The organism is Paenibacillus sp. RS8 (genome assembly GCF_041956825.1).
Lineage (GTDB): Bacteria > Bacillota > Bacilli > Paenibacillales > Paenibacillaceae > Paenibacillus_AQ.
This window is the reverse complement of sequence record NZ_CP168131.1, coordinates 5,645,337-5,668,659: the sequence shown is the minus strand read 5'-3', so window position 1 is coordinate 5,668,659 and position 23,323 is coordinate 5,645,337. Positions and strand designations below refer to the sequence as shown.

The window sequence follows — 23,323 nt, the reverse complement described above, 5'->3', positions numbered from 1 at the left end:
AGTCAGATGAAGAACAACTTAATTGCTAGAATAGTCATAATTAGTACCTTTATTATACTATTCGTTATAATTATGGTTCCATTCTATGCAGTGGCCCTCTCTTCCTTTAAACCAGGTGAAGCTTTAATAAGATATGGTCTTAACTTAAGTTTGAATTTTGAAATAATGAGTTTTGATAATTTTATCTATTTATTTACTGGACAACATGATTATTTTGTATGGTTTTGGAACAGTATGACGTTAACAATCATTCAGGTTGCTTTAACACTGTTTGTAAGCGCTTTTGTTGCATATGGTTTTGCAGCGTATGATTTCAAAGGTAAGAACTTCCTCTTTATATGTGTGTTGCTCATTATGATGGTGCCATTTGAAATATTGCTGGTTCCTTTGTACAGCTTAATAAATGATTTGCAAATGGTGAATAGCTATTCGGCAATCATTCTGCCGGGTATAGCTAATGCCGGGACGATATTCTTCTTTAGGCAATATCTCAGAAGCATACCCAAAGAAATTATTCAATCTGGGCGAGTTGATGGAGCAAACGAATATGCGATATATTTCAGAGTGATTATGCCGATTATGAAGCCTTCCTTTGCGGCAATGGCCATTCTGAATGGTATGAATAGCTGGAATAATCTATTGTGGCCATTCATGGTGTTGGGAGATCAAAATAAATATACACTGCCCATCGGGTTAAAAACATTGTTAACTCCTTATGGGAATAACTATGACCTTCTGATCGTGGGCTCCTTCTTCTCCATCATTCCAATCTTCATATTGTTTATCGCTTTCCAGAAATATTTCATTGATGGTATGACTGCGGGTGCTGTTAAAGGTTAGTATCTATTACTTATGAAATAGGTGATAAGATGGGAGTCCAACAAGAGGAGTTACGCGTCATTAAACCATTGATCGAGCAACGAGCTGATCCTTTTATATGCCGACATTCAGATGGTTATTATTATTTCGTGGCCTCGGTTCCAGAGTATAATCGGATTGAAATCCGTAGGGCACAGGACCTTGAAGGGCTTATTACATCAGCTCCTATAGTGATCTGGAGAAAGAGAGAGACTGGCATTCTTAGCGCCAATATTTGGGCGCCAGAGCTGCATTTTATTGATGGAAAATGGTACGTATATTTCGCTGCCGCGCATACGTCGGAAACGACAGAAGGCTTGTTCGATCATCGGATGTATGTACTGGAGAATGAAAATACAAATCCGCTCGAAGGCAGCTGGACGGAAAGAGGACAGGTTCGTACCGCGTGGGAAAGCTTCTCCCTCGATGCCACTACCTTTGAGCACAATGGTAGTCTCTATTACGTATGGGCACAAAAGGATCCGGAAATCGAAGGCAACTCTAATCTCTACATATCTAAAATGAGCAATCCGTGGACGTTGATTGGGGCGCAAACGATGATTACGATGCCCGAATATGACTGGGAGATCATCGGGTATAAAGTGAACGAAGGCGCGGCATTTGTTCGCAAAGATAATCGGGTATTCCTCACTTACTCTTCTAGCGCTACTGATTTCAATTATTGCATGGGCTTGCTTGAAGCCGATGCGGACTCGGATTTGCTCGATGCTGCCTCATGGAGCAAGTCGAAAGTACCGGTTCTCACGACTGATGAGAGCATCTCGATGTATGGTCCTGGTCATAATAGTTTCACGGTGTCAGAGACTGGCGAGAAGACGCTGTTTGTGTTCCACGCAAGAACGTATAAGCATATTGTAGGAGATCCGCTATACGATCCGAATCGCCATACATTTGTAGCGGAGCTGTTGTGGACGGATGACGGTAGACCTGATTTTCGCGGCTCTGTTGCGGCACTTGCACGTTCTGTACAATACGAATAGATCTGCAAGCGCCTTACAAAATTCTAAATGGATTTAGTTGAACTTATGTCGTACACGGGGAAGCCTTTATAATTAGAAATAAAAACAAGTACCCATCCAATCGATGGGTACTTGTTTGCAATGCAATAGAAGTGATGAATTACGTAATGTTGTACTAACTATTTGGTGATCGGTATAGACGAAATAGTAATCATAGCATTACTGATTGGATAAATGTGTTGCTACTGTCATGAGTGTCATGCTAAGTTAAAAACAATCTATTTCGTGAAGCAATAATCAATACGATGTGAGTAGTACAGACATAATAGTGATGTGGACGGAATCCTGTAATGGTTCAAGGAACAAATCAACATCTTATATTAATCGTGTTAACGTAAATATATATGTATTGTATGAAAGTGGGTATACCTATTGGATTCGAAGATAGCAGCATATATAACATTAGTTTGTACTTCGGCTGTTCTGAATTTGTCTATACTTGTCTTTACTTATTGGAGGAGACATTATTATACAAATATCGCTAATTTGTTCATGTGGAATACATTAACTTCAATGATTTATTGCTTTGGTTATGCCTTTAGCTTAACATCGACTTCGTTAGAACAGCTTAGATTTTGGAATATTGTACAGTATGCAGGGATGCCATTTTTCCCTCCGTTAGGATTAATGTTTGTCATGCAATATTTGGGTTATAAAATAACGAGAAAAAGAATAATCGCTCTACTTACAATGCCTTGTATTACTTTTCTCATCAATGTAACTAATGAATCCCATCATTTTTACTATAGAATATATGATATCCATTCGGTGCTTGGGGCTCCATATAGTGAGATTGAGTATGGGGCATGGTTTGCCGTACATAATATTTACATTTTCAGTTGTATGTTAGCTGCGCTCTTATTGCTGCTTTCACGCTGGAAGGAAACCGTTAGTGTATATCGATCTCAATTATTTGCCCTCATCTGCGGTCAATTGCTTCCAATAGTGACTGCATTTTTATTATTCATAGGAGTGACACCCGATGGTATCGATCCTGTACCCATGGTTATTTGGTTTTCTTCTGTTTTGTACCTTTGGTCTATTACCTCCTCTCGAATGTTATCAATAATGCCAATTGCGAAGGAAACGATCTTTAATAGTATGAACGATGGTGTCATTGTGCTTAATGATACCTATCAATTAATCGAATATAATCAAGCTTGTAAAAATATGTTTAGTGAATTGGATCGATCAACGTTAGGGCAGCCATTTGATCAAGTTTGGTATATGCTAACGGATCAATCATTCCCTGTTCAATTAGATACGATCTCAGATAAATTGAATGTTACGATTCATCAAGGTAATTATATATATCAGCTACGTATTTCTATGCTTCAACAATCTAATAATAACTCTGGCTTACTAATTATATTTACGGATATAACAGAGCTACATACATTACAACAAAAGTTAGAGCATCAAGCCTATTATGATGATCTTACACAAATATACAATCGTCGTGCCTTTTTCCAGAAAAGTGAGCAAAGCTTAATGAAAGCAAAGGGTGAATTATCATCCTTTGTGATTATTCTATTTGATATTGATTTTTTCAAAAAAGTGAACGACACTTATGGGCATCAAACCGGAGATCAAATACTAGTACATGTGGCTCAAATATGTAAGGCTGAGATGGGAGAACATATACTATTTGCTAGATATGGTGGTGAAGAATTTGTACTCGCTTTACCTGGTTATACACTAGCGGAAGGGGAAAACTTCGCTAATTACCTTAGATTTTGCATTGAACAGAAGCCTCTAGTTGAAAATGAAAAATTGGTAACGATTACCTCTAGTTTTGGGGTATCCGTAACGACAGGAGCTGTGGAGGAAACAATCCATCAACTTCTTCATAAAGCTGATGAAGCACTTTATGCTGCCAAAAGAGCTGGTCGAAATCAAGTGCGGGTTTTTATTGAAAAGTACGAATATGTGGAATAGTACAGCAAATTAAAATAGAGGCGTACATCGGAGCCGTGCTTAGTTTAGTAACTTGGTGGATTGAGAGCAAAATGCCTATCAATCAAGAAGAAATATACTTATGAGTGACTGTTTCAATAGGATATAACAGTCAGTTATTCTGATATTGAAGGATCATATGCTAGTGATGCTATTAGGCAATTTACAGAAAGAGGAATTGTAAACGGTATAGGGATGAGAATTACCTGTATTTCGCTCTATAGATGTTACGGTGAGCCGTATCATAAGTAACGGCAAGTTTCTTTTGGGTAACCCAACAAAACTGTGCATGAGATGTCGGATGGGTACTTCCGAATCTTGTTATTCTGTACCTGAAGGGAGGTCATTTGAATGGATTGGCTTGCAAATCTGAATAGAGCTTTACACTATATTGAAGAGAATCTTGATGAAGACATAGATCTGAAGGAAGCAGCGAGGCTGGCTTGTTGTTCGGACTATCATTTTTCAAGAATGTTCTCCTTCCTTGCAGGCATTACGCTATCGGAGTACATCCGCCGGAGACGCCTGACCCTTGCGGCATTCGAGCTTCAAGTCGGTGATTTAAGAATTGTGGACGTGGCAGTGAAATACGGTTATAGCTCGGCAGATGCCTTTTCTAGGGCCTTCCAAGTCTTGCATGGGGTTCCGCCCTCTTCGGTTAGGTCTCATGCCCCATCTTTAAAAGCCTATCCTCGAATGACCTTCCAATTAACTATTCAGGGAGGAAGCGAAATGAATTATCGTATCGTTGAGAAAGAATCGTTCCGTATTGTAGGTATTACGAAAAAGGTGCCTATCCAATTTAATGGCGTGAGTTCAGAAATTGCATCGATGTGGAAAGGCTTAACCAGCCTAGACATCGACCAATTGAAAAAGCTCTCTAATGTTGAACCACAGGGGTTGATTTCAGCATCGACAAATTTTTCTGAAGGGCGAATGGAGGAGAAGGGAGAGCTTGACCATTATATAGGTGCAGCTACATCCGAGGAGTGTCCTGAAAATTTTGCGAAATTAGAGGTTCCCGCATTGACCTGGGCCGTTTTCGAAGCTGTCGGACCGTTTCCCGATACTTTACAAAATGTCTGGGGGCGCATCTATTCGGAATGGTTCCCTTCCGCAAGTTATGAGGTAGCAAGGGGACCGGAAATATTATGGAATGAAGGCAAGGATGTATCTTCCCCCAATTTCAGGAGCGAGATTTGGATACCGGTTACGAAAAAATAGTATAGAGACTATGTTCATAAAATTAAGGACATACCGCAAAGGATGGCCTTAAAACTTGCCGTTACAGACAGAGCGGTGAACCGTATCACAAGTAGGGCGAATTATAACGGTCATTAATAACGAGTCAACCTTCTTCCCAATTGTCATCCCACGCAAATTCGGCTATGGGGCATGTGTTGTACAGCCGAAAGCACAGGAATTTACGACTTGAATGTCGAAGTTACTCCTAATTACTCATTTTTTGTCTTATGGAGGGCTTTCGATGATTACCGCAACTAAAATGCACATCCCTTATGTACGGCACACCTTGGTTGCTCGTACGGATCTGCTTCGTCTGCTTGATGAGGGTATGGACGCGAAGCTTACGCTCTTATTCGCTCCATCTGGTTATGGGAAAACGACGGCGCTAAGCGAATGGGCCAAACAAAGCGGCAAGCTTGTTGCATGGGTGTCACTGAGCAAGCAGGACGATGATTGGAGCACCTTCTGGAACATGGTCATCGTTTCGATCCAGAATCATGTCGAGGACTTTGGCCTGACCATTTTGCCTTTGCTGGTGGAGGGGTCCTCTGCATCTTCCACATCGATGGAGTCGGCGATGAACGTGCTACTAAACGAGTTGAATCAACTGCCGGGTGAGCTGGTCGTCATGGTTGACGATTATCATCTGGCGACGATGCCAGCAATCCAGAATTCGATGAGCTATTTGCTTGAACACCTTCCAAACCACATTCATTTATATATCGCAAGTCGCAACGACCTCCCATTTCCGACAGCAAGATTATTTGCAAAAGGTGAGATGCGGCGGATTACGATCGAGCAATTGAGGTTCCGACCAGAAGAAGTAAACGATTTCTTCCGAGAGACGACGGAGTTGAAGCTATCGACTGAGCAGCTCAATATGCTGTATGACCAAACCGAGGGTTGGATTTGCGGCTTGCGACTTGCGGCCATCTCACTGAAACGAAGCGGCAATGTGACTGAATCGATCCGTCAATTCAGCGGCCATCAGCAGCACATATCCGATTACTTGCTCGAGGAAGTCATTCGCGATCTGCCAGAGGCGATGCGCGATTTTTTGTTGCAAACTTCCGTGTTAAGCCAAATGAATTATGCATTGTGCGAGGCGGTGACCGGTCAAGCGAGAGGTCAGCAGCAGTTGGAACAACTGGAACAGCTTCAGCTATTCATCATTCCTATGGACGATCAACGCAACTGGTATCGCTATCACCATCTGCTGTCTGATTTCCTGCAGTCGATGCTTGCTCGAACATGGCCTGAGCTATGGATTCAGGCGAATGCGCGTGCCGCGCAATGGCACGAACATAACGGGTTTATTGTAGAAGCGGCGGAACATTATTTGGCGGGACGGCAGTATGAAGATGTAGCTCGCCTGATTGAAGCGCATCTGTACGAACTTCTTGGAGGCAAGAACACCGTCGTTGCTCGTTGGGTGATGCAAGTGCCTGAGCAATATGTAGCGAGCCGACCGCTTGTTGAACTTTTTTATTTGCTCGTGATGGTCGGCGTTCGGCAGTTTCATAACATTCCGGATCGAGCGGAACGGCTTCGTGTTCGTTACCAAGCTTTGAAGGATCATATAGATGCTGACGTATGGCGCATGACCATGGGGGACATCTATTATCTCTGCGGTACTGCTGCCTATGTGAAGAAAGACCTTTTGAGCACTGCTGACTATTTTATCCGTGGAGATACGTTTGCACTCGAACAAAGCTTATTTATTCAAGGAGGCAACAATAAGCATTATTCGGTCGAAGAGTTTGAAGACCATCTGGGCTACATTAACGATTACCATGGTGCAGCACAATTTTTCATTCGGATGATAGAGTATTGGAGAGATCGTGTTAACCATCCGTATGCGACACCGATGTATGCTTCCTATGCCAAGGTATTGTACGAGTGGAATCGGCTGGAGGAAGCGGAGGGCTGGCTAAACCGCATTATGCATGTAGACGGATTCGCGCCGGTGTCTCGCAATCGGTATCAGCTCTTTGTGGCAGCTTCTAGAATTCAGCAAGCAAAGGGGAACTCACTAGAAGCAGCGACACTGCTAGAACAACTTAAGCTGAAGATCGATTCACCCGATTATGAGATATTCATACGCAAAATCGAAGCGGAACAGGTGAGCTTAGCGGTGCGTCAAGGCGACATTGCGTCTGCTCAGCGATGGTTGGAGCACTGCGGGATGTCGCACTCGGACGAAGCAACGCTGGACCAAGTTTCCGAACAATTGGTGCTCGTTCGCGTGCTGGCCGCATGCGGACAATTCGAATCAGCGCTATCTCTCGCAGCAAGATTGTATCATCTGTTGACGAAGGAAGACCGTCTGCGGGACCGCATTCACATTCTGAATTTACAAAGCATGATGTTATATGGCGACAATCAAATGGAGCCGGCGCTTGCGAAGCTGGCTGAAGCTTTGCGTCTCGCCAAACCTCAAGGGTTTATTCGCAGTTTCGTGGACGAAGGTTCGGCGATGGCAGAGCTGTTGTCTATTTATGTGCAGTCGTATGGAGACATAGGTGCGGGATCGAAGGATGCATTAAGTTATGCGCGTCTCGTGCTGCAAGCGTTCCATGTTTATGACGCACATCCACGAGTTAATATCCGATGTTTCGGGCGGTTGCGCGTAGAGACAGAGAATGGCTCTGTGGTCAAATGGCGGACTTCCAAAACTGAGGAATTGATGGCATTCCTCATTTACCATCGCGGCGAGGCAGTAAGTAGAGATCAAATTCTCGATCGTTTGTGGGGAGAGGTGGAGGTAGACCGGGCAGGGGCCCAGTTTAATACAACGACTCACTATTTGCGAAAAGCTTTAAGTCAAATCGGAATTGACGGTATCGTCCAGCATGTGGAAGGCGGTTATCGAATCGATATAAGCCAGTTGTACTGTGATCTCGATGAGTGGGATCGTTTGCTGGCCGCACAGGCGCAAATCGACGATTTAAAGCTGCGTGACTATGCCGGTGAGCTTGTTCAATTATACGGAGAGGGCTTTATGGCTGGCACTTCGTACGAATGGGCAGAGCCGACACGAGTTCGCCTGGAAAGCGAGTACGTCGCAACGTTGCTTCGCCTTCATGAACGTGAGGAGAAGAAGGGGCAATATGATGCGGCTGCGGAACTGCTGCGGAAGGCGCTTGTACATGATCCGCTAAATGAGTCCATTCATGAACGGCTCATTCGCGTGCTAGTTATGGCGGATGACCGCATCTCGGCGATCAAGCAATACGAGGTATTAAGAATGCTGCTTCTGACGGAGTTCGGGATTAAGCCGAAGGAAACGGTCAGGAGATTGCTGGATATAAATTGACGCATATTCCTCCATAAAGGGAGTGTCCCAAGGTTATGAAAAATAACGGAGGGATGCTCCCTTTTCACTAGCATTTGTTTAGGATTTGTTTAGACTGACTGTGATATGGTGAAGCAGAAATCGACATTATTCTGCGGAAAGTTTAGACAAATTGCGGGAGGGGAAACACGCTTGTATAAACGTATTATCAATTTATCGCTTTTGATTTGTATGCTCGTATCCTTAGTATCACCAGGGTTCGCGGCCGCTGAACGGAGTACTGACGCACCTGCAGCAGTACAAGAGCAAGGATCTCTAAACTCATCGAGTGCTCCGATAAATTCATTTCAAGATGTTAAAACGACGGACTGGTTCTATAATGCTGTGACGTATGTGAAACAAAACGGAATATTCGGCGGTACGGATAATGACAGCTTCTCGCCCAAAGGCACAATGACTCGTGCCATGTATGTAACTGCACTTGGGCGAATGGCAGGAGTGGACATCAGCCAATATTCAATTTCCTCCTTCTCAGATGTACAAGCAGGCACTTGGTATGCACCTTATGTGCAATGGGCAATTGAAAAAGGCATTACAAGCGGTACAGGTGACCATAATTTTTCGCCGAACGCTGCTATATCAAGGGAACAGATGGCAACGCTGACTTTGAGGTATTTTGAAAGCTATAAAATACCTTATCAGACGAACGCCAGCCTGACCTCTAAACCTAACGACACAGCCGATATTTCGCCTTGGGCGGTGGATGCGGTCGTAAAGCTTTGGCGGGCAGGCTTGCTTCATGGAGATGCAAGCGGTAATTCCAATCCAAAGTCAAATGCATCTCGCGCGGAAGCAGCTGTTTTCTTCATGCGAAACAACGAAGTTGTGAAGACATGGACTACCCAGAATCGAGTAGTTCCAACACCAACATCAACACCAACATCAACAACATCAACATCAACAACATCAACATCAACATCAACATCAACATCAACATCAACTCCCGACTCTGGCAGCGGTAATGGCGCTAACCCAGGCGACACGAACGCAGGTCCATATATTATTACTTTTGAAACAAACGGTGGTTCGGCCATTAACAGCCTTTCTCTCAAGCAAGGAGCGACGCTGAATAATCTTCCGGATCCAATGAAGTCAGGCTCTATTTTCGTTGGCTGGTATAAAGATAGCGCTTTGTCGGAGCCAGTATATACAGATGCTATCGTCAACAGAAATATGACGTTATACGCAAGATATGAAGAACCATTCGAAACTCAAACTATTCCTAGTGTAACCATGTTGGATCAGGACAAAAGCTTTACGATTGAAGTAATCGATGGTACAGGAAGCATGACAGCAGATAGAGTTAAAGCTGAAATGACCTTTGAAGCGCTAACCCATCCAGATTTTGCAACTCATGTGGGTATTCGAGTAAAGGGCTCCAATGGCGAATTTACAGTAGGTGCAAATGGTGGTGCATTTGAAGAAGGCGGCACCTATCAGCTCAAGCTGAATAACGCCAATCTTTCTTTTACAGGCCAAGATAAATCCACTAGAACATACGTATTTACCATTGCTAAACAAGAAGTTCAGCATGTGACTCTGAATCCTGACTTGATTTATATTCCTTCTTCGGAAGTCACGAATATGACCCAGAATGGTAAGGCTGTTACCCCTGGTGCGATTCCTGTTATAGACTTGAATACCGGCGATGACGGAGCCGTTCAATCGGTGGGTAACGCTACAGAGGGTACATTCCAATATAATGGGAATCAGAATATACAAGTCGGCAATACCGTTGCTATTTATAACGGAGTTGCACCGAATCAGCGTAATCTGGCAACAAGCGTCGACGATGACGGTGAAGTGGATTATGTAACGATTCGGGCGATCGACGGCAGCACATACACATACGAAACGGCAGACGCCAAAAAAGTTCTCTTTACGCCAGACGTCTTGCCGGTCAGCGATACAGCAGATATGGATGGGGATTTAAGCAATCACTCCATCACGGTAAGCGAGAATACGATGAACTATAGCGACAGCAAATATGCACAAATGGGTCTTACTGCAAGCACCGTTGTACAAGCAGGTGACTTCATCGCCTTCTACACAGGTGTATTCGGTGATGCTTCGTCCCAGCTTGCCGGCTATGCTCAAATTACCGGAGTCAGTTCTTCGGGAACTAACGAAGTCATTACTTATACAGATGTAACGCTAGAGCAAATAACGGCTTCGATGGATTACTATACACAGCAAAATATAGAAGGAAATCAGTTGCTGCAGAACACCGATGTAGCGGCTATGGAAGCTCAAATCGAGGAGCAAGCTCTGGAAAGCGGATTTGTGAATAAAGCTACGCAGTATTTAGCAGCTTTGGCAATCGATACGGATAGCTTCAAAGAACTAGATAGCGAATTCGATATGAAAAATTACTCTATTACGTATGCCAATGGCTCATCTGTCTCCGATCACAATGTTATGCGGTTGAACGGAAATAGAGTGCAAGTAGAAAATGTGAGTGTTAAAGCCGATATAGGTACAGAACTGCAACATTTTGCTGATATGTCCGGTTTAAGCGCTTCTCTTCAAGTGAGTTGCGATATTGTAGTTGATGCAGGCGGCCAGCGCAACATTGTGATTCATTTGACCGGCACCTTCGAGCAAGAAGTACGAGTTTCGCTTTCTGCCGATGCCAATACTGATTGGGGACTATTTCTGGGGTTCATCCCTTATTTGAGAGAATACGAGGTTTCCCCAACCGTAGATGCCTATACCTATACAGCGATTAATTTCGACGCTGAAATCGGCACATTTGAGAAGGATGAAGAATGGAATTGGAATGATAAAAGCAAAGTACAGAACATCGCCAAACAAATAAAAGCTCTTATGGACGCAAAGGATGCTTTGGATGAAACTCTCAGTGGCGTAGATTCATTAGACAGCTCATTGCCGGCCCTATATCAGAATATGCTGAGTAACGAGACGGACTGGGTTGACCTCTTTGATGTAAATCTTGTTGATATCAAAATGCGTCTTTTGATGGGTGTCATTCAAGTAGAGTTTAAAGGGGATTTTGTTGTAAGCGCAAATACGAATCTCTCTATCGGTAGTACGTTCAGTTATGAGAATGGGAAGAGATATATATTTAATGTGAAACTTTTTGCTAGAGAAGCGACGAACAAGACCGTAAGTATGCTAGATGAGAAGTATCAATTTACATTCTACATCATGGGTACTTTGGGCTTACGGGCAGGTCTTCGGCTGGAGTTGGCAGTAGGTCTATTCTCTACTGAGGCGAATAGCGTAGGTGTGCAAGCGGACGTTGGCGCTTACGCGAAGTTGTGGGGCTACTTCTATTACCAGCTGACCTATCTATCTTCTCAGGGCAAGACCTCCCATTATGCCGGAGCCATAGATCTGGAATTCGGCGTGTACACGGAAGTCAAATTCAAGGCACAGCTGTTTAAGGGTACCTTCTCGTACGAGCCAACCCTGTATGAGGATGAATGGCCACTCTATACGGTAGGTTCCCGGCAGAACATTCTTGATTTTGCCTATTCACAGGGTGATGCGCCTAGAGTTAATCTGCACGGTCAGTCAACAAAATCGGCCATTTTACCGTATAGCATCTTTGATATGAGCACGATGGATCTGCAGACAGGCGAGGTTACGGAACAATCTTATGACAGATCCAAGGATTTCACGGTAAGCATATCCAACAAAAATTTCATATACGATGCTAAGACCAACCAAGTGCTCTTACAGAACTATAATTACGATCCGACTGGCATGGATGCCACCATGACGATCACTTGGAGAAGGGCACCTTTAACTTTCGGTTCTGCTCCGATTGCGCGTACGATTCCATTACACTGGGACGATCTCAAGGATAGTTATAGTCTCTACTTGTACTCGCATGAAACGAATGATGGGAAGCTGACGCTATTAAAGACAATTAGCGGGAAGTACAATGATCCGATTCCGGTAGAGCCCGTTCCTACAAGAAAAGGATATAAATTCGATAATTGGTATAAGAATGATTCCGATGCTGGGCCAACTGTCCTACCGGGTAGAATGCCGTCTTACGACAGCATGTGGGTTGCAAGATGGACTCCGAAGACGGACACCCCTTATAAGGTGGAAGTTTACTTGCAAAATGTCTCCAATGATTCCTACACGCTTAGCGGCGAATTCACCTATAAGGGCACAACAGATTGGCCTGCAACCGCGCGGCCCCCTGCCTATGCAGGTTTTGCTACACCGGCCGAACAGTTCACTGCGGTTAAAGGCGACGGGAGCACTGTCGTAAAGTATTATTACGCTCGCAATGTGTACAAACTGACCTTTGATCCAGGCCATGGCAGAACGCTAATCACATCTTCGCTTAAGTTTGGTGCCCCTATTACCGCACCTATCGTGAACATGCCGGGCTATGTGTTTACTTCTTGGCGCGACACGAATCTGAGCGAGAACGTTCCTGCGTCAGCCAATGTTGTTGCGCCTACGATGCCGGCTATCGACACGACTTATAAAGGGAAATATAGCTTAGATTCACATGTGCCTATTACAGTGGAGTATTATCTTGGCGATACCACAGGTTCTAATTTCCAGCTAATGGAGGCAAAAACCAAGTATGGAACTGCATTTTTAGGATTCGATAGTAGAGATATAGGGACAATGGATGCGAGATGGATGTCACCCTACTCGAAACTCACAACCACGGTACCTTCGCCTTTATCGATTTACGTAGACCCAACCCTGGATCTTCGTATCAAGTTGTACTTCGTTCCTTATTTGTTTAACCTGACATTCGATGCCAATGGAGGCATGGGCGGCACGGTATCACAGCTTGCATATGGGTCGCCGATAATTCCGCCTACGGTGACAAAGCCAGGCTATACGTTTGAAGGTTGGTCACAGTCCGTTCCAAGTACAATGCCCGGTAACGATCTGACCTTCACGGCCGTTTGGCAGGCCACGGGCTATCAGGTATTGTATTATCAGCAGAATCTGGACGATGACGGCTACACAGAAGTGGAAGCCGTTGCCGGCAGCGGTGGAATTGGATCAACAGCTACGGCAACTCCGAAGGATTATACCGGCTTTACCTATGACAGCAGCAATCCTAACAACGTTACCTCGGGTACGGTAACCTCTGACGGAAAGCTCACCCTTAAGCTATATTACACACGTAACAGCTACACGTTATCATTCATTGATTCAGTGACGAGTACTAACTATTCGACAGCTCAAGTCAAGTATGGGGCGACGATCGTACCGCCTGCTGATGTAACACCTTCAGACTTTTATCCCCCAGGCTTTGTACTAATAACTTGGGACCCGTTGGAAAATGATACGCCGTCGTTGGAGACGCCAGAAGGAGCAACCATGCCGGCACACGACGCGAGCTATAACGCAAGGTTTGGATTTCCGGGCGGTCAGATCGGACTATAGTTTTGGCGAGTTTCGGTCATTTGTACAAGCAGATCGAAATGAAACAGTGATAAGGATTATTGAAGGGCACCTGTTTAGGGTGCCTTTTGAATTCGCACTATAGATGTTATTGTCAAAAGAAAATAAAGTATTAGACTGAAAAATAAAGTGTTAGACTCGGAAAATAAAGTTATAGACTAAGAAAATAAAGAATTAGACTGGTAACGTCCCATTACGCTAACGGGCAGGATACTGACAAAATATACCGAATGTTAAAATAAGAAAAACAAGACGTGGAGGGATAAGTTTGACTGAGGATTTTTATTGCGATGAGGTATTAAGTGGTCGTACTTCTGTACAAAAAGTATTTGAAACTGATAACGTTCTTGCATATCATCACACTCGCCCTTTTTATCCCGTTCACATTGTTACGATTCCAAAGAAGCATATCTCATCTCTTCTGACACTGGAACAAAGCGACAATGAGCTCTTAATTGAGTTGATGGACGTTGTTAAAAAGGTTGCATCGCAAGTGCAGTCTGAGTATGGAGCTTGCAGGGTGTCGACTAATTTGGGGAAGTACCAAGACTCAAAACATCTTCATTTTCATGTAATCTTCGGCGAACCATTACGCTAATCGTATTTGTCTTGCTCGCTAAACTAACGGGACACTATAGTTCAACACTGAGAGGGGCTGTCGCTAGACAGCCTTTCGTTACGCTAACGGGCAGAATAACGGAAAAAGATGGAATTTATGGATTGCTACTATTATAATAGTAGCGTAATAATACTTGATTTTTGGAGATGATGGATGCGTGATTTATCGTAGAAAGACATACAAAATTGACCCTCAGATATTACTTGATTTTAATGAACATTTTAATCAAACACTCTTACCTGCACAGTTAAAATATGGTTCAAGATTAGTTGGCAGATGGTCAACTGAGGAAATAGACGGTGTGTTGGAGGTATTTGCTATTTGGGAATATGACAGTTACGAAGATTATGAGAAGATTGAATCGCAAGTGAAAAGTGATGAAGAACACGTAAAGCGAGTGCAGGCTTGGTTCGATAAAATCGGGCGTGAGAAGATAAAGATATTTATGAAGGACAATATAAAAGAGGAATTTATAGAAACGACAGTTCCTCGAGAAAAAACTATTCTTACATAATGAATTAATTACCAACCATCGTTCAACTAACGGGGAACGATAGCTCAATACAGGCAGAAGTAGATTGCCTTTAGGACCGGCTGCTTCTTGTTATGTTAACGGGTAGAATACTACCAATATGATCTAAAATGAGTTGGGATTATATCCCATAACATACGTTGAAGAGTTAATTAGGAAAAGGAGGAAGTGAAAGGTGCAGATCTTCGATACACGCCAAATTAACAATTTAATGACTGGGGTTGGCCTTGCTTGTGAACTTGAAGCTAACACTGAAATGAATCGAGCTTTCGTAAAAGTACAGGTTATTAATGAACAGAAATACTTAAATAAGTTAGAACCTGAATCGGCTAGGTTTTACTTAAGAAAATATGAGGTACCCACAACGTATCTAGAAAATGAATGGGATGTTACAGACGACGAACTTGTCGAATCGATTCATGAAATTAATATTATAGGAATCAAAAATCTCGAGAACTATCTGGCTAAGTATCTAGATAATTTCGGAAGACTGGTATGCGAGTGGAGTTGTGAAAATCCGTTGTAGATGGAGAAATGACGTTACGCTAACGGGAAACGTTAGTGGAATAGCGGTTGCTTCGGCAGCCGTTTTTTATTTGTTCAACTAACGGGCAGGTTAGTAAAAAGTGTTGTTTAATTTGTGTTCATCAATCGGTACTAATGTGGAATAAGAAAATTTGTCATTATTTTAATGTGTAGTAGACTTAGTAACTACAGTTTTTTCTTCCTATTTAGTTGGAATGAATTTTTTGTTTTTTAAACGAAGAGGAGAGTCAATATGGAAGTAGTATATTTTGCAGGTGGATGTTTATGGGGAGTACAAGCTTTTATAAAAACTTTACCTGGAGTTAAGTTTACAGAAGCAGGAAGAGCTAATGGAACAAGTCATACACTTGAGGGTGATTATGATGGGTACGCCGAATCTGTAAAAACAGGATTTGATCCGACAGTTGTAACGATCAGGGAATTAATGGGGTATTTATTTGAAATCATTGATCCATACAGTTTGAATAAACAAGGACAGGACGTTGGCGAGAAATACAGAACAGGAGTATATAGTGAAAAGCTTGAACACTTAAAAGAGGCGAAGGCGTTTCTTAGTGAGAGAAATGATTATGACCTTATAGTTGTTGAAGTATTACCTCTCACAAACTATGTGAGAAGTGCAGAAGAACATCAAGATAGATTAGCTCAATGTCCAAATGATTATTGTCATATTCCAGAAGAAATATTAAGTAGGTATAAGTAAGGGAGAATATTAAGCTAACGAGACACGTTAGTGGAATAGCGATTGCTTCGGCAGCGTTTTTTTATTTGTTCAACTAACGGGCAGCTTAGTTCAAAGCAGATAAGACTCGGCTAGTTCCTTGCGGTTCTGGTGCTGGGCTCTTTTGGAGTATCTACTATGATGATATTTATATTGGGGTTGGGAAAACACCACAGATGGCTATTTGTAAATATGCACTCGTTATTAATGATGTGCTACTGTGTAAAATTAATGTGGCATAAGCTGCCAAACATAGATTATTAAATACGTAATAAGACCGATCAGACTCAGTTGACCGGTCTTATTACTATCTATTTGTATAAGGCCATGTTAAATCTTATTGTTGATTTCTGACCATAAGAAAACCGCCACGGAGAGTTTGTGTCGGCTGGCTTTCTTAAACATGGCTTGAATACGCCTCAGGGTAAGACGGCTACTTCGTTCCTGAAGCAGACTAAAATTAAGAAAACAGAAACTTTTCACAAATTTTTCGTCTTATGTAATATCTATAAACTTTAATTGAGGTGAAGCACTTGATCAAAATAATAAAGTATATACTTGCAGGAATTGGCATCATTCTTGCCTATGGCGTGGGGGCTTGGCTTTATCAGAAAGGAAGTCAAGTTTTTTTCAATCAAACCATCCATGAAAGTGAATATAGAGGACTTGTTATTTCTTTTTTTAGCTTGTATTTACTCATTATGGTGCCTGCGATATTTTTAGGCGCTTATGTAATCAATGAAACATCATTAAATAATATATTTAGATGGCTTCTTACTGCCTTTATTTCCGTTATTGTAGGTCTTATATTCCCTTTACTATTCACTGCCGGACATGTATGGTCCCCTGAAGGACAGTTGTTGTTGTGCTTCTTCATGCCATCAGCGTTTATTCTAGGTTTTATTTATAATCTTCTGTTCTTCAAAAAAAAATCTGCAAACTCATTAATATAAAAATGGCCCTACAAGATGTCAATATCATTAAGATAACTCAAAGACAAGACTTAAATTAAACATGAATTCAGAACGGCACGGGGAGAAGCCCAGTGGCGTTTGCTCTTTTCGGGGAGCACATACATAAAAGAGCACAGTAAACAAGCAAATAGAATATTCGCTTAAAAAAATCTTCATGTGAACCCATGATTTTCCCTTTGAGCGTGGAACAATCAATCATCATGGACAGCGTTCTTCCCTCGTTGCATAACCGTCGTTGCTGAACAAGGGTATCTACATAGATTCTGTTGCATAAGTCATATACTGCAATCAAATGTAAAAGTTTATACTTTTTGAGTTTAGGCGACATTGAAAATAAGTGTCCGTATCCACAAAGTCGGTAGCAATATTTAGATCAGAACCCTCAATAGCGAGTAATCGATCACCTCAGTCATGCTTGATATTCGTATAAGACACTGTAAATTCGTGGAACAAGGACTCTACAGCAGACGGGAGAATTTTATTTCTCTGCTGGATAAAAGCAGAAGTCGTTGCAGTGTTTACATCGTAACCCTGTGAATCCAAGAGTTCATTATATATGCTGTTACCTCCCATGGAGATAAGAAACTGCCTAACCGTCTCAAAGAGCAACATCTTCGTTCATGTAAAATCTTTATTGTGCTTTTTGACATAGGTGCTGGTGTGGGTGACATTTCTCGCATTAGTGATATTAGAGTTTCTTTTAAAGTATTCGCATACTCATTCATTGGTGTAGCCTCCTCATTTTTTAGGGGCTTCGGAATACATTTCTACCTTCTTGTCAAGCTCTATTTATTGTTACGTGCAAAGAAAAGCGCAGGCTATCTTTTTGATAACCTACGCTTTTCTTTAGTTTTAGGGCCTGTATCTTAACTTAATGATTTTGTACAAGATGTAGGGCCTTTTTTTATTATAAGATTTGTCGAGAGTTGTATACACCAGTAACATCCATTGGCGGCAACAAGGAGAGCTGATTTTTTCCGTGATCACGGGGATCGAAAAGATAGATATTTTGGTAACCGCCTGAATTGGCCTCAGTATACACTTCGTAAGCTGGGAAACCATCGTGGCTTCCCTGAATTGAGATGATGCCATTTTTATAAACGTAGAGAGTAAATTCATAATCAATGTTACCGTTAAAGACATCTGGATTTGGAATGAAGGGATTGCCTACACTACATGAGCAAACAAACTTCATGTAATCGCTACTACTACCTCTCAAGCTTGCATCGGTTCGCGTGACAGTCAAATCTGCATCAGAAGCTTTTGCAGTGTGAGTCGTTGTGGTTAAAGTCGTATTATTAAAGTGATATGCAGTAGTTGTTCCGATATTCTTAAAGGAGGTCCAGCTTCCACCAGTATTCGTAAATTGTACATTTATCTGCTGTGAGGTACGAAAGTTTTCGGTGTTTGCAGTATTCTTGTCAAAACCTCGATTATCTCCTTTAAATGATACAACGTAGGCGGGTAAACCATACTGTACTGGAGAATCTACTTTGTCATGAGGGATAAATGTTACCAATCGAATGTTAAAGTTAACTGCCATATTAATAAACTCCTTTTCTAAAATAAATTATTAGGCAAGGGGGTAAAATGAGAAGATTTGAGTACCCCTAATCAAACCTTCTATTCATGCCTTCACTAAAATAAGAGTTTTAAAGGGTTAGAATACAACCGAGAAAATTTATTTTTTAAGCAAAGCACTCAACGCTCTTAGTCGTTTATATAGAACTAGATTGGGAACGGCATTAAGCTAAAGAGCAGGATAGTGCAACTTAGTTAGTCGGATTACGTTTATTAAAGGAAGATACTGGGGAGATAAGGAGGTGTGTAATGAAGCGGAAAATCGCTATTTTACTTATGATGATTTCAATGTTCGTAAGTATCTTTTCTATTGGGTACTTCACACCTAAGCGGTACTCAGAGACAGTAAATGGTGTTTATTATCAACTAGGGACGGAAGGCATAATCGAGCGCATAAAAGTACATCTTGATGGGAAATTGCAAAATCATATAAATGGCAAAAAAACCTTTACAGGTGTTATTAATTTTGAAGGAAGTAAGGTTCCTCAAATTCCTAAAGATAGAACAGAATTAAAATTGCATTACGATGGTCATAATTTCACAACCATTTTCTCCGGTTTTCGAATCATAGATGATAAAGGTAGAATAGAGCCTAATATTTTCACTTACGGTTGGGTATATACTGATGATAAATTTTCTGAATTTACAATTAAAGTTATGGATGATAATGACCAGTGGTCCCCATCAAACGGACATATGATTACAGCACCAGCGAATGATAGGCAAGAAGCAATGAACAGGTCTCAAGAGTTAATTAAGGAGTTTGAAGAGGAAAGTAGGAATTGATTGAACTAACGGGATACGATAGTTGAAGAAAACACAAATTATTTTAAGAAGGAATTTAATAGGGAAAATGGTATAATTAAAAAGTCTAAAATTCATTGATATAATTTTTGGAAATAGTTGTTAGAGGAGGCGTTCATTATGAAAGATAAAAGAATTTATATTATTAATGACTTCAAGGGGATAACAACTAATTAACAAAGTTGTTTAGTGTTTCCCCGAATTTTGAAAGGGGAAAATTATGATTGAAGAAAATGTGAAAATCATAGAATTAAATGCAGAAAACTGGTACGACTGTTGTAAATTAGAGGTATCAACAGAACAAAAAGAATACATGGAACCCAATGCCATATCAATAGCTCAGTCAAAGTTTGAGCCTACTTTAAAGCCATACGCTATTTATTTTAAAGAGATAGTGGTTGGTTTTTTAATGTACAATTCTGTTCAAGAAGAACTTGATGGTTATTGGGTTTATAGAATAATGGTGGATAAGAAATTCCAAGGCAAGGGTATAGGTAAAGCTGCAACTAAGTTAATGATCTCAGAGATGGTTAAATTACCGAATTCAAAAAAAATTGTTGTTGGTTATCATCCTGAAAATCTGGGAGCACATAATTTATACTCGAGTTTGGGATTTATTGATAATGGTGATAGGTTCGGTAAGGAAATGGCAGTTATTAAAAATATAACCGAGTGACAGATGGATAGTATTTCAAAAGGACCATTCTTTGGTCCTTTCTTATTGTGTATGATGGAAAATGGTAAATATTAGATTGACAGCTTGTTGTCGAGTTATGCGGATGCATTCATGAATATAATAGACAAGCTAGAAGAATCTAGATTATGAAGGATTAAATTTATGGAGCGTGCCCATGAAAAATATATATAATGAATTGCATACAGCGGAAATTCTGAATCGTATCGAGAATTTGAGTCCAAATTCAAAACCACAATGGGGAACAATGAATGTTGCTCAAATGTTGGCTCACTGCTCAGCATTTCAAGACATCGCATTAGGAAATTCCTTTCCCCCTAGATATTGGCTAGGAAGGCTAATAGGAAGGTTTGTGAATTCTATTTTTTATAACGACAAGCCGGTACCACATAATATGTCAACAATTCCGACCATACTTATTTTAGATGAAAGAGACTTTATGACAGAAAAAGAAGAACTGAAACAAAAGATTTTAACTTTCCAAAGTAACGGTCCAGAGAAATGTTCATCCCATCCTCATCCTTTTTTCGGAAAGTTTACTCCTGAGCAATGGGGTAAAGGGATTTATAAACATCTAGACCATCATTTAAGACAATTTGGTGCTTAGTATTTTTTGAAATGAATAATAATTGTTCAGTTTTCCCACCTAGACACTATTCCATCGTATTTGAAGGAAGAGTTTCTCGAAACATCTATTCATTAAACTAGAATCTTTTTAGTCCTATAAAAAAGACTGTTAATAATAACTTTTTCGCTAACAGAACACATTAGTTAAGTGAAATAGCGACAGTCTAAGACTTTCTTCTCACTGTCGATTCACCGAATGGGGGTAATGAAAGAAACTCCGAAAACCCATTATATTCAAGGGGTTTCGGAGTTTCTTTAGAGTCAACCCTGTACAGGGCTGGTCTTCAATTCATAGATTTTTTGGAGCGTATGAAGACACTTAGTTTTCTCGTCATCGACCACTGTGTGGAGAAACCACTCCACAAACCTGTACCCGAATACGAGAAGGATCAACTCATAGACGCAATGATCGGCGACAGGGCATGCATCCACATACTCCGAAAAGCCTTTGTAATAGGCAGGGACACATCGCTGGTAGTATTCGACCATGTGATCGATATCTGCTTCATCCGCAATCAGGCTTGCGAGATCCTCACCCAGGTAGCCCCAGCCGCATGTATCCCAGTCGATAAGCGCGATTTTCCCGTCGGCATAGATCAGGTTGGTCACCCAGAAGTCCCGGTGGCATAGCACTAGGGGCAATTGTTCGATGCGGGCGAGTATCTCATCTGTGTGCTCATCGATGTCGATGAGCATTTGCCGTATGTGGTGCGGGAAATCACAGTCCTCCGAGCGTATATAATCGTAGACGACTGGCCACGACCGGTAATGCAGATACGTATTTTTCATGAAATCCACATGGCTCAGGTTGGTCAGGTTCTGCAGCACAGCGGGCTTCTCCACATACAGCTTGCCTTGATAGCGTCCTAACTCTAGCGCGGCCTGTTCATACATGTCACCGGTTAAGTCTAAACCGGTTACGCCATCGATATATTCCAGCCACAGCTGGAATTCATTTTCTTCGTCATTCATCTCCGCATGGTAACATGTTGGCCAGCGGAAGGTATCAGAGAACGTCGTTCCCAAGTCAGACATATAGAGATCATATTCCCGGCGCCAGGAATCCGGATCGTTGTAACGTTCCCATTTCTTCTGGATTTTCAGCACGATACTATACGGCGTTTTTTCACCATCCGCGGTTTGGGCGATCCCATTTACCAGGTGCACATTTCCCACAGTTCCGCCCTGTAATGGCATGGATTGGCAATCAGCCGAGATTATATCCTTCTTGAACTGTCGGCTTAAGGTATAGATCAGCGTTTCAAATTTAATATTCATTTCTTCCATCCTCCATTTTTCTTCGTTTGCTTGCTTGACATAGCTATCGTTTTATTTCGAGCCCTCTTGTCGATGAGGTAGCTTGTTTTATCCTGGACATACTTTTGCTCATGCTGCTGGGCAACATAATGCTCCCACCGTTCACGCGGCAACGAACCGTCGGCAAGAGCGGCGAGAACGGCACAGCCCGGTTCGCTCTGATGGCGGCAATCTGCAAACCGGCATTGCGGGAACCAATCCTCCACATCGGTAAAGCTTGCGCGTATGCCTTCGCCGGCATCAAAAAGCCCGAGCTCACGCATTCCCGGCGTGTCGATGACCATCGTACCGGAGGGGAGCATGAACAGCTGACGGTGCGTTGTCGTATGCCGCCCCCGGCTGTCAACCTCCCGAATCGCCTGAACTTTCATTACTTCCTGTTCTATCAATGCATTGAGCAGAGACGATTTACCGACGCCGGACATGCCGAGAAAGACGACTGTTTTACCAGGCATCAAGTAGGGATCGAGCTCGTTCAGCCCCTGGCCGTTATGGCTGCAGATCGCGTGAACAGGAACATCAGAGATGCTTTGTGTGACTTCTGCGAGCGTGAGATTATAATCTTCAACGAGATCAGACTTGGTTAGAATGATGACCGGCTGACCGCCGCTCTGTCTAGCTTGTGTCAGGTACCGCATGATGCGTGTAATGTTGAAATCCCAATTCAGAGAAGTAAGGATAAATACATAGTCAAAATTAGTTGCGACTACCTGTTCCCGTATGGTTTTGGCATAGCCTACGGCATGCCCTGAGTAATCTGCACGTGAGAACTTGGAATGGCGGGGCAGTACTGTAACGATGAGAGAATCTCCGCTCTCGTTGAAGTGCAGCAAGACGAAATCACCGACGCACGGAAAATCCACGTGTGTTTCCACGCTGTGATAGAATGCTCCTTTGAGCACCGCCGTTACTTCGCCGCGCTCGGTCATGACCGTGAAGCGCTCGCGTCGAAGCTCCATCACCCTGCCGGGCAATAATCCCTCGGGGATTGCTTCTATTTCTGTGTAGCCATAGGTTTTCAAATTCATCATAGTTTTTTGTT

General features: G+C 42.2%; 17 protein-coding genes. 14 read left to right on the top strand and 3 right to left on the bottom strand.

The window, feature by feature from the left end:
- Positions 1-6 precede the first annotated feature (6 nt).
- From ACDZ28_RS26695 to ACDZ28_RS26645, 11 genes are all read left to right on the top strand, one after another.
- On the top strand, positions 7-840 hold the full coding sequence (locus tag ACDZ28_RS26695) for a carbohydrate ABC transporter permease (RefSeq protein ID WP_042193441.1): 834 nt from the start codon (positions 7-9) through the stop codon (positions 838-840).
- A 29-nt stretch (positions 841-869) separates the two neighbouring features.
- On the top strand, positions 870-1,859 hold the full coding sequence (locus ACDZ28_RS26690) for a family 43 glycosylhydrolase (protein ID WP_375103249.1): 990 nt from the start codon (positions 870-872) through the stop codon (positions 1,857-1,859).
- Positions 1,860-2,270: 411 nt separating this feature from the next.
- On the top strand, positions 2,271-3,836 hold the full coding sequence (locus tag ACDZ28_RS26685) for a histidine kinase N-terminal 7TM domain-containing protein (protein ID WP_341113589.1): 1,566 nt from the start codon (positions 2,271-2,273) through the stop codon (positions 3,834-3,836).
- A gap of 369 nt (positions 3,837-4,205) precedes the next feature.
- The gene (locus tag ACDZ28_RS26680) at positions 4,206-5,078 is read left to right on the top strand and encodes a GyrI-like domain-containing protein (protein WP_375103248.1); all 873 of its coding nucleotides are present in this window, start codon (positions 4,206-4,208) and stop codon (positions 5,076-5,078) included.
- 262 nt (positions 5,079-5,340) lie between these two features.
- The gene (locus ACDZ28_RS26675) at positions 5,341-8,415 is read left to right on the top strand and encodes a BTAD domain-containing putative transcriptional regulator (RefSeq protein WP_375103247.1); all 3,075 of its coding nucleotides are present in this window, start codon (positions 5,341-5,343) and stop codon (positions 8,413-8,415) included.
- 171 nt (positions 8,416-8,586) lie between these two features.
- The gene (locus tag ACDZ28_RS26670) at positions 8,587-13,848 is read left to right on the top strand and encodes an InlB B-repeat-containing protein (protein ID WP_375103246.1); all 5,262 of its coding nucleotides are present in this window, start codon (positions 8,587-8,589) and stop codon (positions 13,846-13,848) included.
- 286 nt (positions 13,849-14,134) lie between these two features.
- Complete coding sequence (locus tag ACDZ28_RS26665; RefSeq protein ID WP_042128707.1) at positions 14,135-14,464, top strand: HIT domain-containing protein; 330 nt, start codon at positions 14,135-14,137, stop codon at positions 14,462-14,464.
- Positions 14,465-14,618: 154 nt separating this feature from the next.
- Positions 14,619-14,999 (top strand): NIPSNAP family protein, encoded by a 381-nt coding sequence (locus ACDZ28_RS26660; protein WP_375103245.1) that lies wholly within the window; start codon positions 14,619-14,621, stop codon positions 14,997-14,999.
- A gap of 193 nt (positions 15,000-15,192) precedes the next feature.
- A complete protein-coding gene (locus ACDZ28_RS26655; protein ID WP_375103244.1) occupies positions 15,193-15,543 on the top strand; it encodes a hypothetical protein in 351 nt (116 codons plus the stop codon).
- 252 nt (positions 15,544-15,795) lie between these two features.
- On the top strand, positions 15,796-16,266 hold the full coding sequence (locus ACDZ28_RS26650) for a peptide-methionine (S)-S-oxide reductase (RefSeq protein WP_375103243.1): 471 nt from the start codon (positions 15,796-15,798) through the stop codon (positions 16,264-16,266).
- Between the two features lie 551 nt (positions 16,267-16,817).
- Positions 16,818-17,237 (top strand): hypothetical protein, encoded by a 420-nt coding sequence (locus ACDZ28_RS26645; RefSeq protein ID WP_042128700.1) that lies wholly within the window; start codon positions 16,818-16,820, stop codon positions 17,235-17,237.
- Positions 17,238-18,165: 928 nt separating this feature from the next.
- On the opposite strand, the gene ACDZ28_RS26640 is transcribed toward ACDZ28_RS26645, so the two are convergent.
- Entirely contained in the window at positions 18,166-18,801 is a 636-nt protein-coding gene (locus ACDZ28_RS26640) for a DUF3238 domain-containing protein (RefSeq protein ID WP_375103242.1), read from the bottom strand.
- 287 nt (positions 18,802-19,088) lie between these two features.
- On the opposite strand from ACDZ28_RS26640, the gene ACDZ28_RS26635 reads away from it, so the two are divergent.
- From ACDZ28_RS26635 to ACDZ28_RS26625, 3 genes are all read left to right on the top strand, one after another.
- Positions 19,089-19,625, top strand: a complete 537-nt coding sequence (locus ACDZ28_RS26635) for a hypothetical protein (protein ID WP_375103241.1) — start codon at positions 19,089-19,091, stop codon at positions 19,623-19,625.
- Positions 19,626-19,863: 238 nt separating this feature from the next.
- Entirely contained in the window at positions 19,864-20,319 is a 456-nt protein-coding gene (locus ACDZ28_RS26630) for a GNAT family N-acetyltransferase (protein ID WP_375103240.1), read from the top strand.
- 175 nt (positions 20,320-20,494) lie between these two features.
- A complete protein-coding gene (locus ACDZ28_RS26625) occupies positions 20,495-20,944 on the top strand; it encodes a DUF1569 domain-containing protein (protein ID WP_042128691.1) in 450 nt (149 codons plus the stop codon).
- 281 nt (positions 20,945-21,225) lie between these two features.
- Here the strand turns inward: ACDZ28_RS26625 and ACDZ28_RS26620 are convergent, their stop codons facing one another.
- Positions 21,226-22,242, bottom strand: coding sequence for a phosphotransferase family protein (locus tag ACDZ28_RS26620; protein ID WP_375103239.1), 1,017 nt, complete (start codon positions 22,240-22,242; stop codon positions 21,226-21,228).
- Positions 22,239-23,312, bottom strand: a complete 1,074-nt coding sequence (gene rsgA, locus ACDZ28_RS26615; RefSeq protein WP_375103238.1) for a ribosome small subunit-dependent GTPase A — start codon at positions 23,310-23,312, stop codon at positions 22,239-22,241. Before rsgA ends, ACDZ28_RS26620 begins: the two co-directional genes overlap by 4 nt.
- Positions 23,313-23,323: the final 11 nt, after the last annotated feature.

Excerpts from the sequence above, each read along its gene's own strand:
- ACDZ28_RS26695 (WP_042193441.1), top strand. The coding sequence starts at position 7 with ATGAAGAACAACTTAATTGCTAGAATAGTCATAATTAGTACCTTTATT.
- ACDZ28_RS26690 (WP_375103249.1), top strand. The coding sequence starts at position 870 with ATGGGAGTCCAACAAGAGGAGTTACGCGTCATTAAACCATTGATCGAG.
- ACDZ28_RS26680 (WP_375103248.1), top strand. The coding sequence starts at position 4,206 with ATGGATTGGCTTGCAAATCTGAATAGAGCTTTACACTATATTGAAGAG.
- ACDZ28_RS26675 (WP_375103247.1), top strand. The coding sequence starts at position 5,341 with ATGATTACCGCAACTAAAATGCACATCCCTTATGTACGGCACACCTTG.
- ACDZ28_RS26650 (WP_375103243.1), top strand. The coding sequence starts at position 15,796 with ATGGAAGTAGTATATTTTGCAGGTGGATGTTTATGGGGAGTACAAGCT.
- ACDZ28_RS26640 (WP_375103242.1), bottom strand. The coding sequence starts at position 18,801 with ATGGCAGTTAACTTTAACATTCGATTGGTAACATTTATCCCTCATGAC.
- ACDZ28_RS26635 (WP_375103241.1), top strand. The coding sequence starts at position 19,089 with ATGAAGCGGAAAATCGCTATTTTACTTATGATGATTTCAATGTTCGTA.
- ACDZ28_RS26630 (WP_375103240.1), top strand. The coding sequence starts at position 19,864 with ATGATTGAAGAAAATGTGAAAATCATAGAATTAAATGCAGAAAACTGG.
- ACDZ28_RS26625 (WP_042128691.1), top strand. The coding sequence starts at position 20,495 with ATGAAAAATATATATAATGAATTGCATACAGCGGAAATTCTGAATCGT.
- ACDZ28_RS26620 (WP_375103239.1), bottom strand. The coding sequence starts at position 22,242 with ATGAATATTAAATTTGAAACGCTGATCTATACCTTAAGCCGACAGTTC.
- rsgA (WP_375103238.1), bottom strand. The coding sequence starts at position 23,312 with ATGATGAATTTGAAAACCTATGGCTACACAGAAATAGAAGCAATCCCC.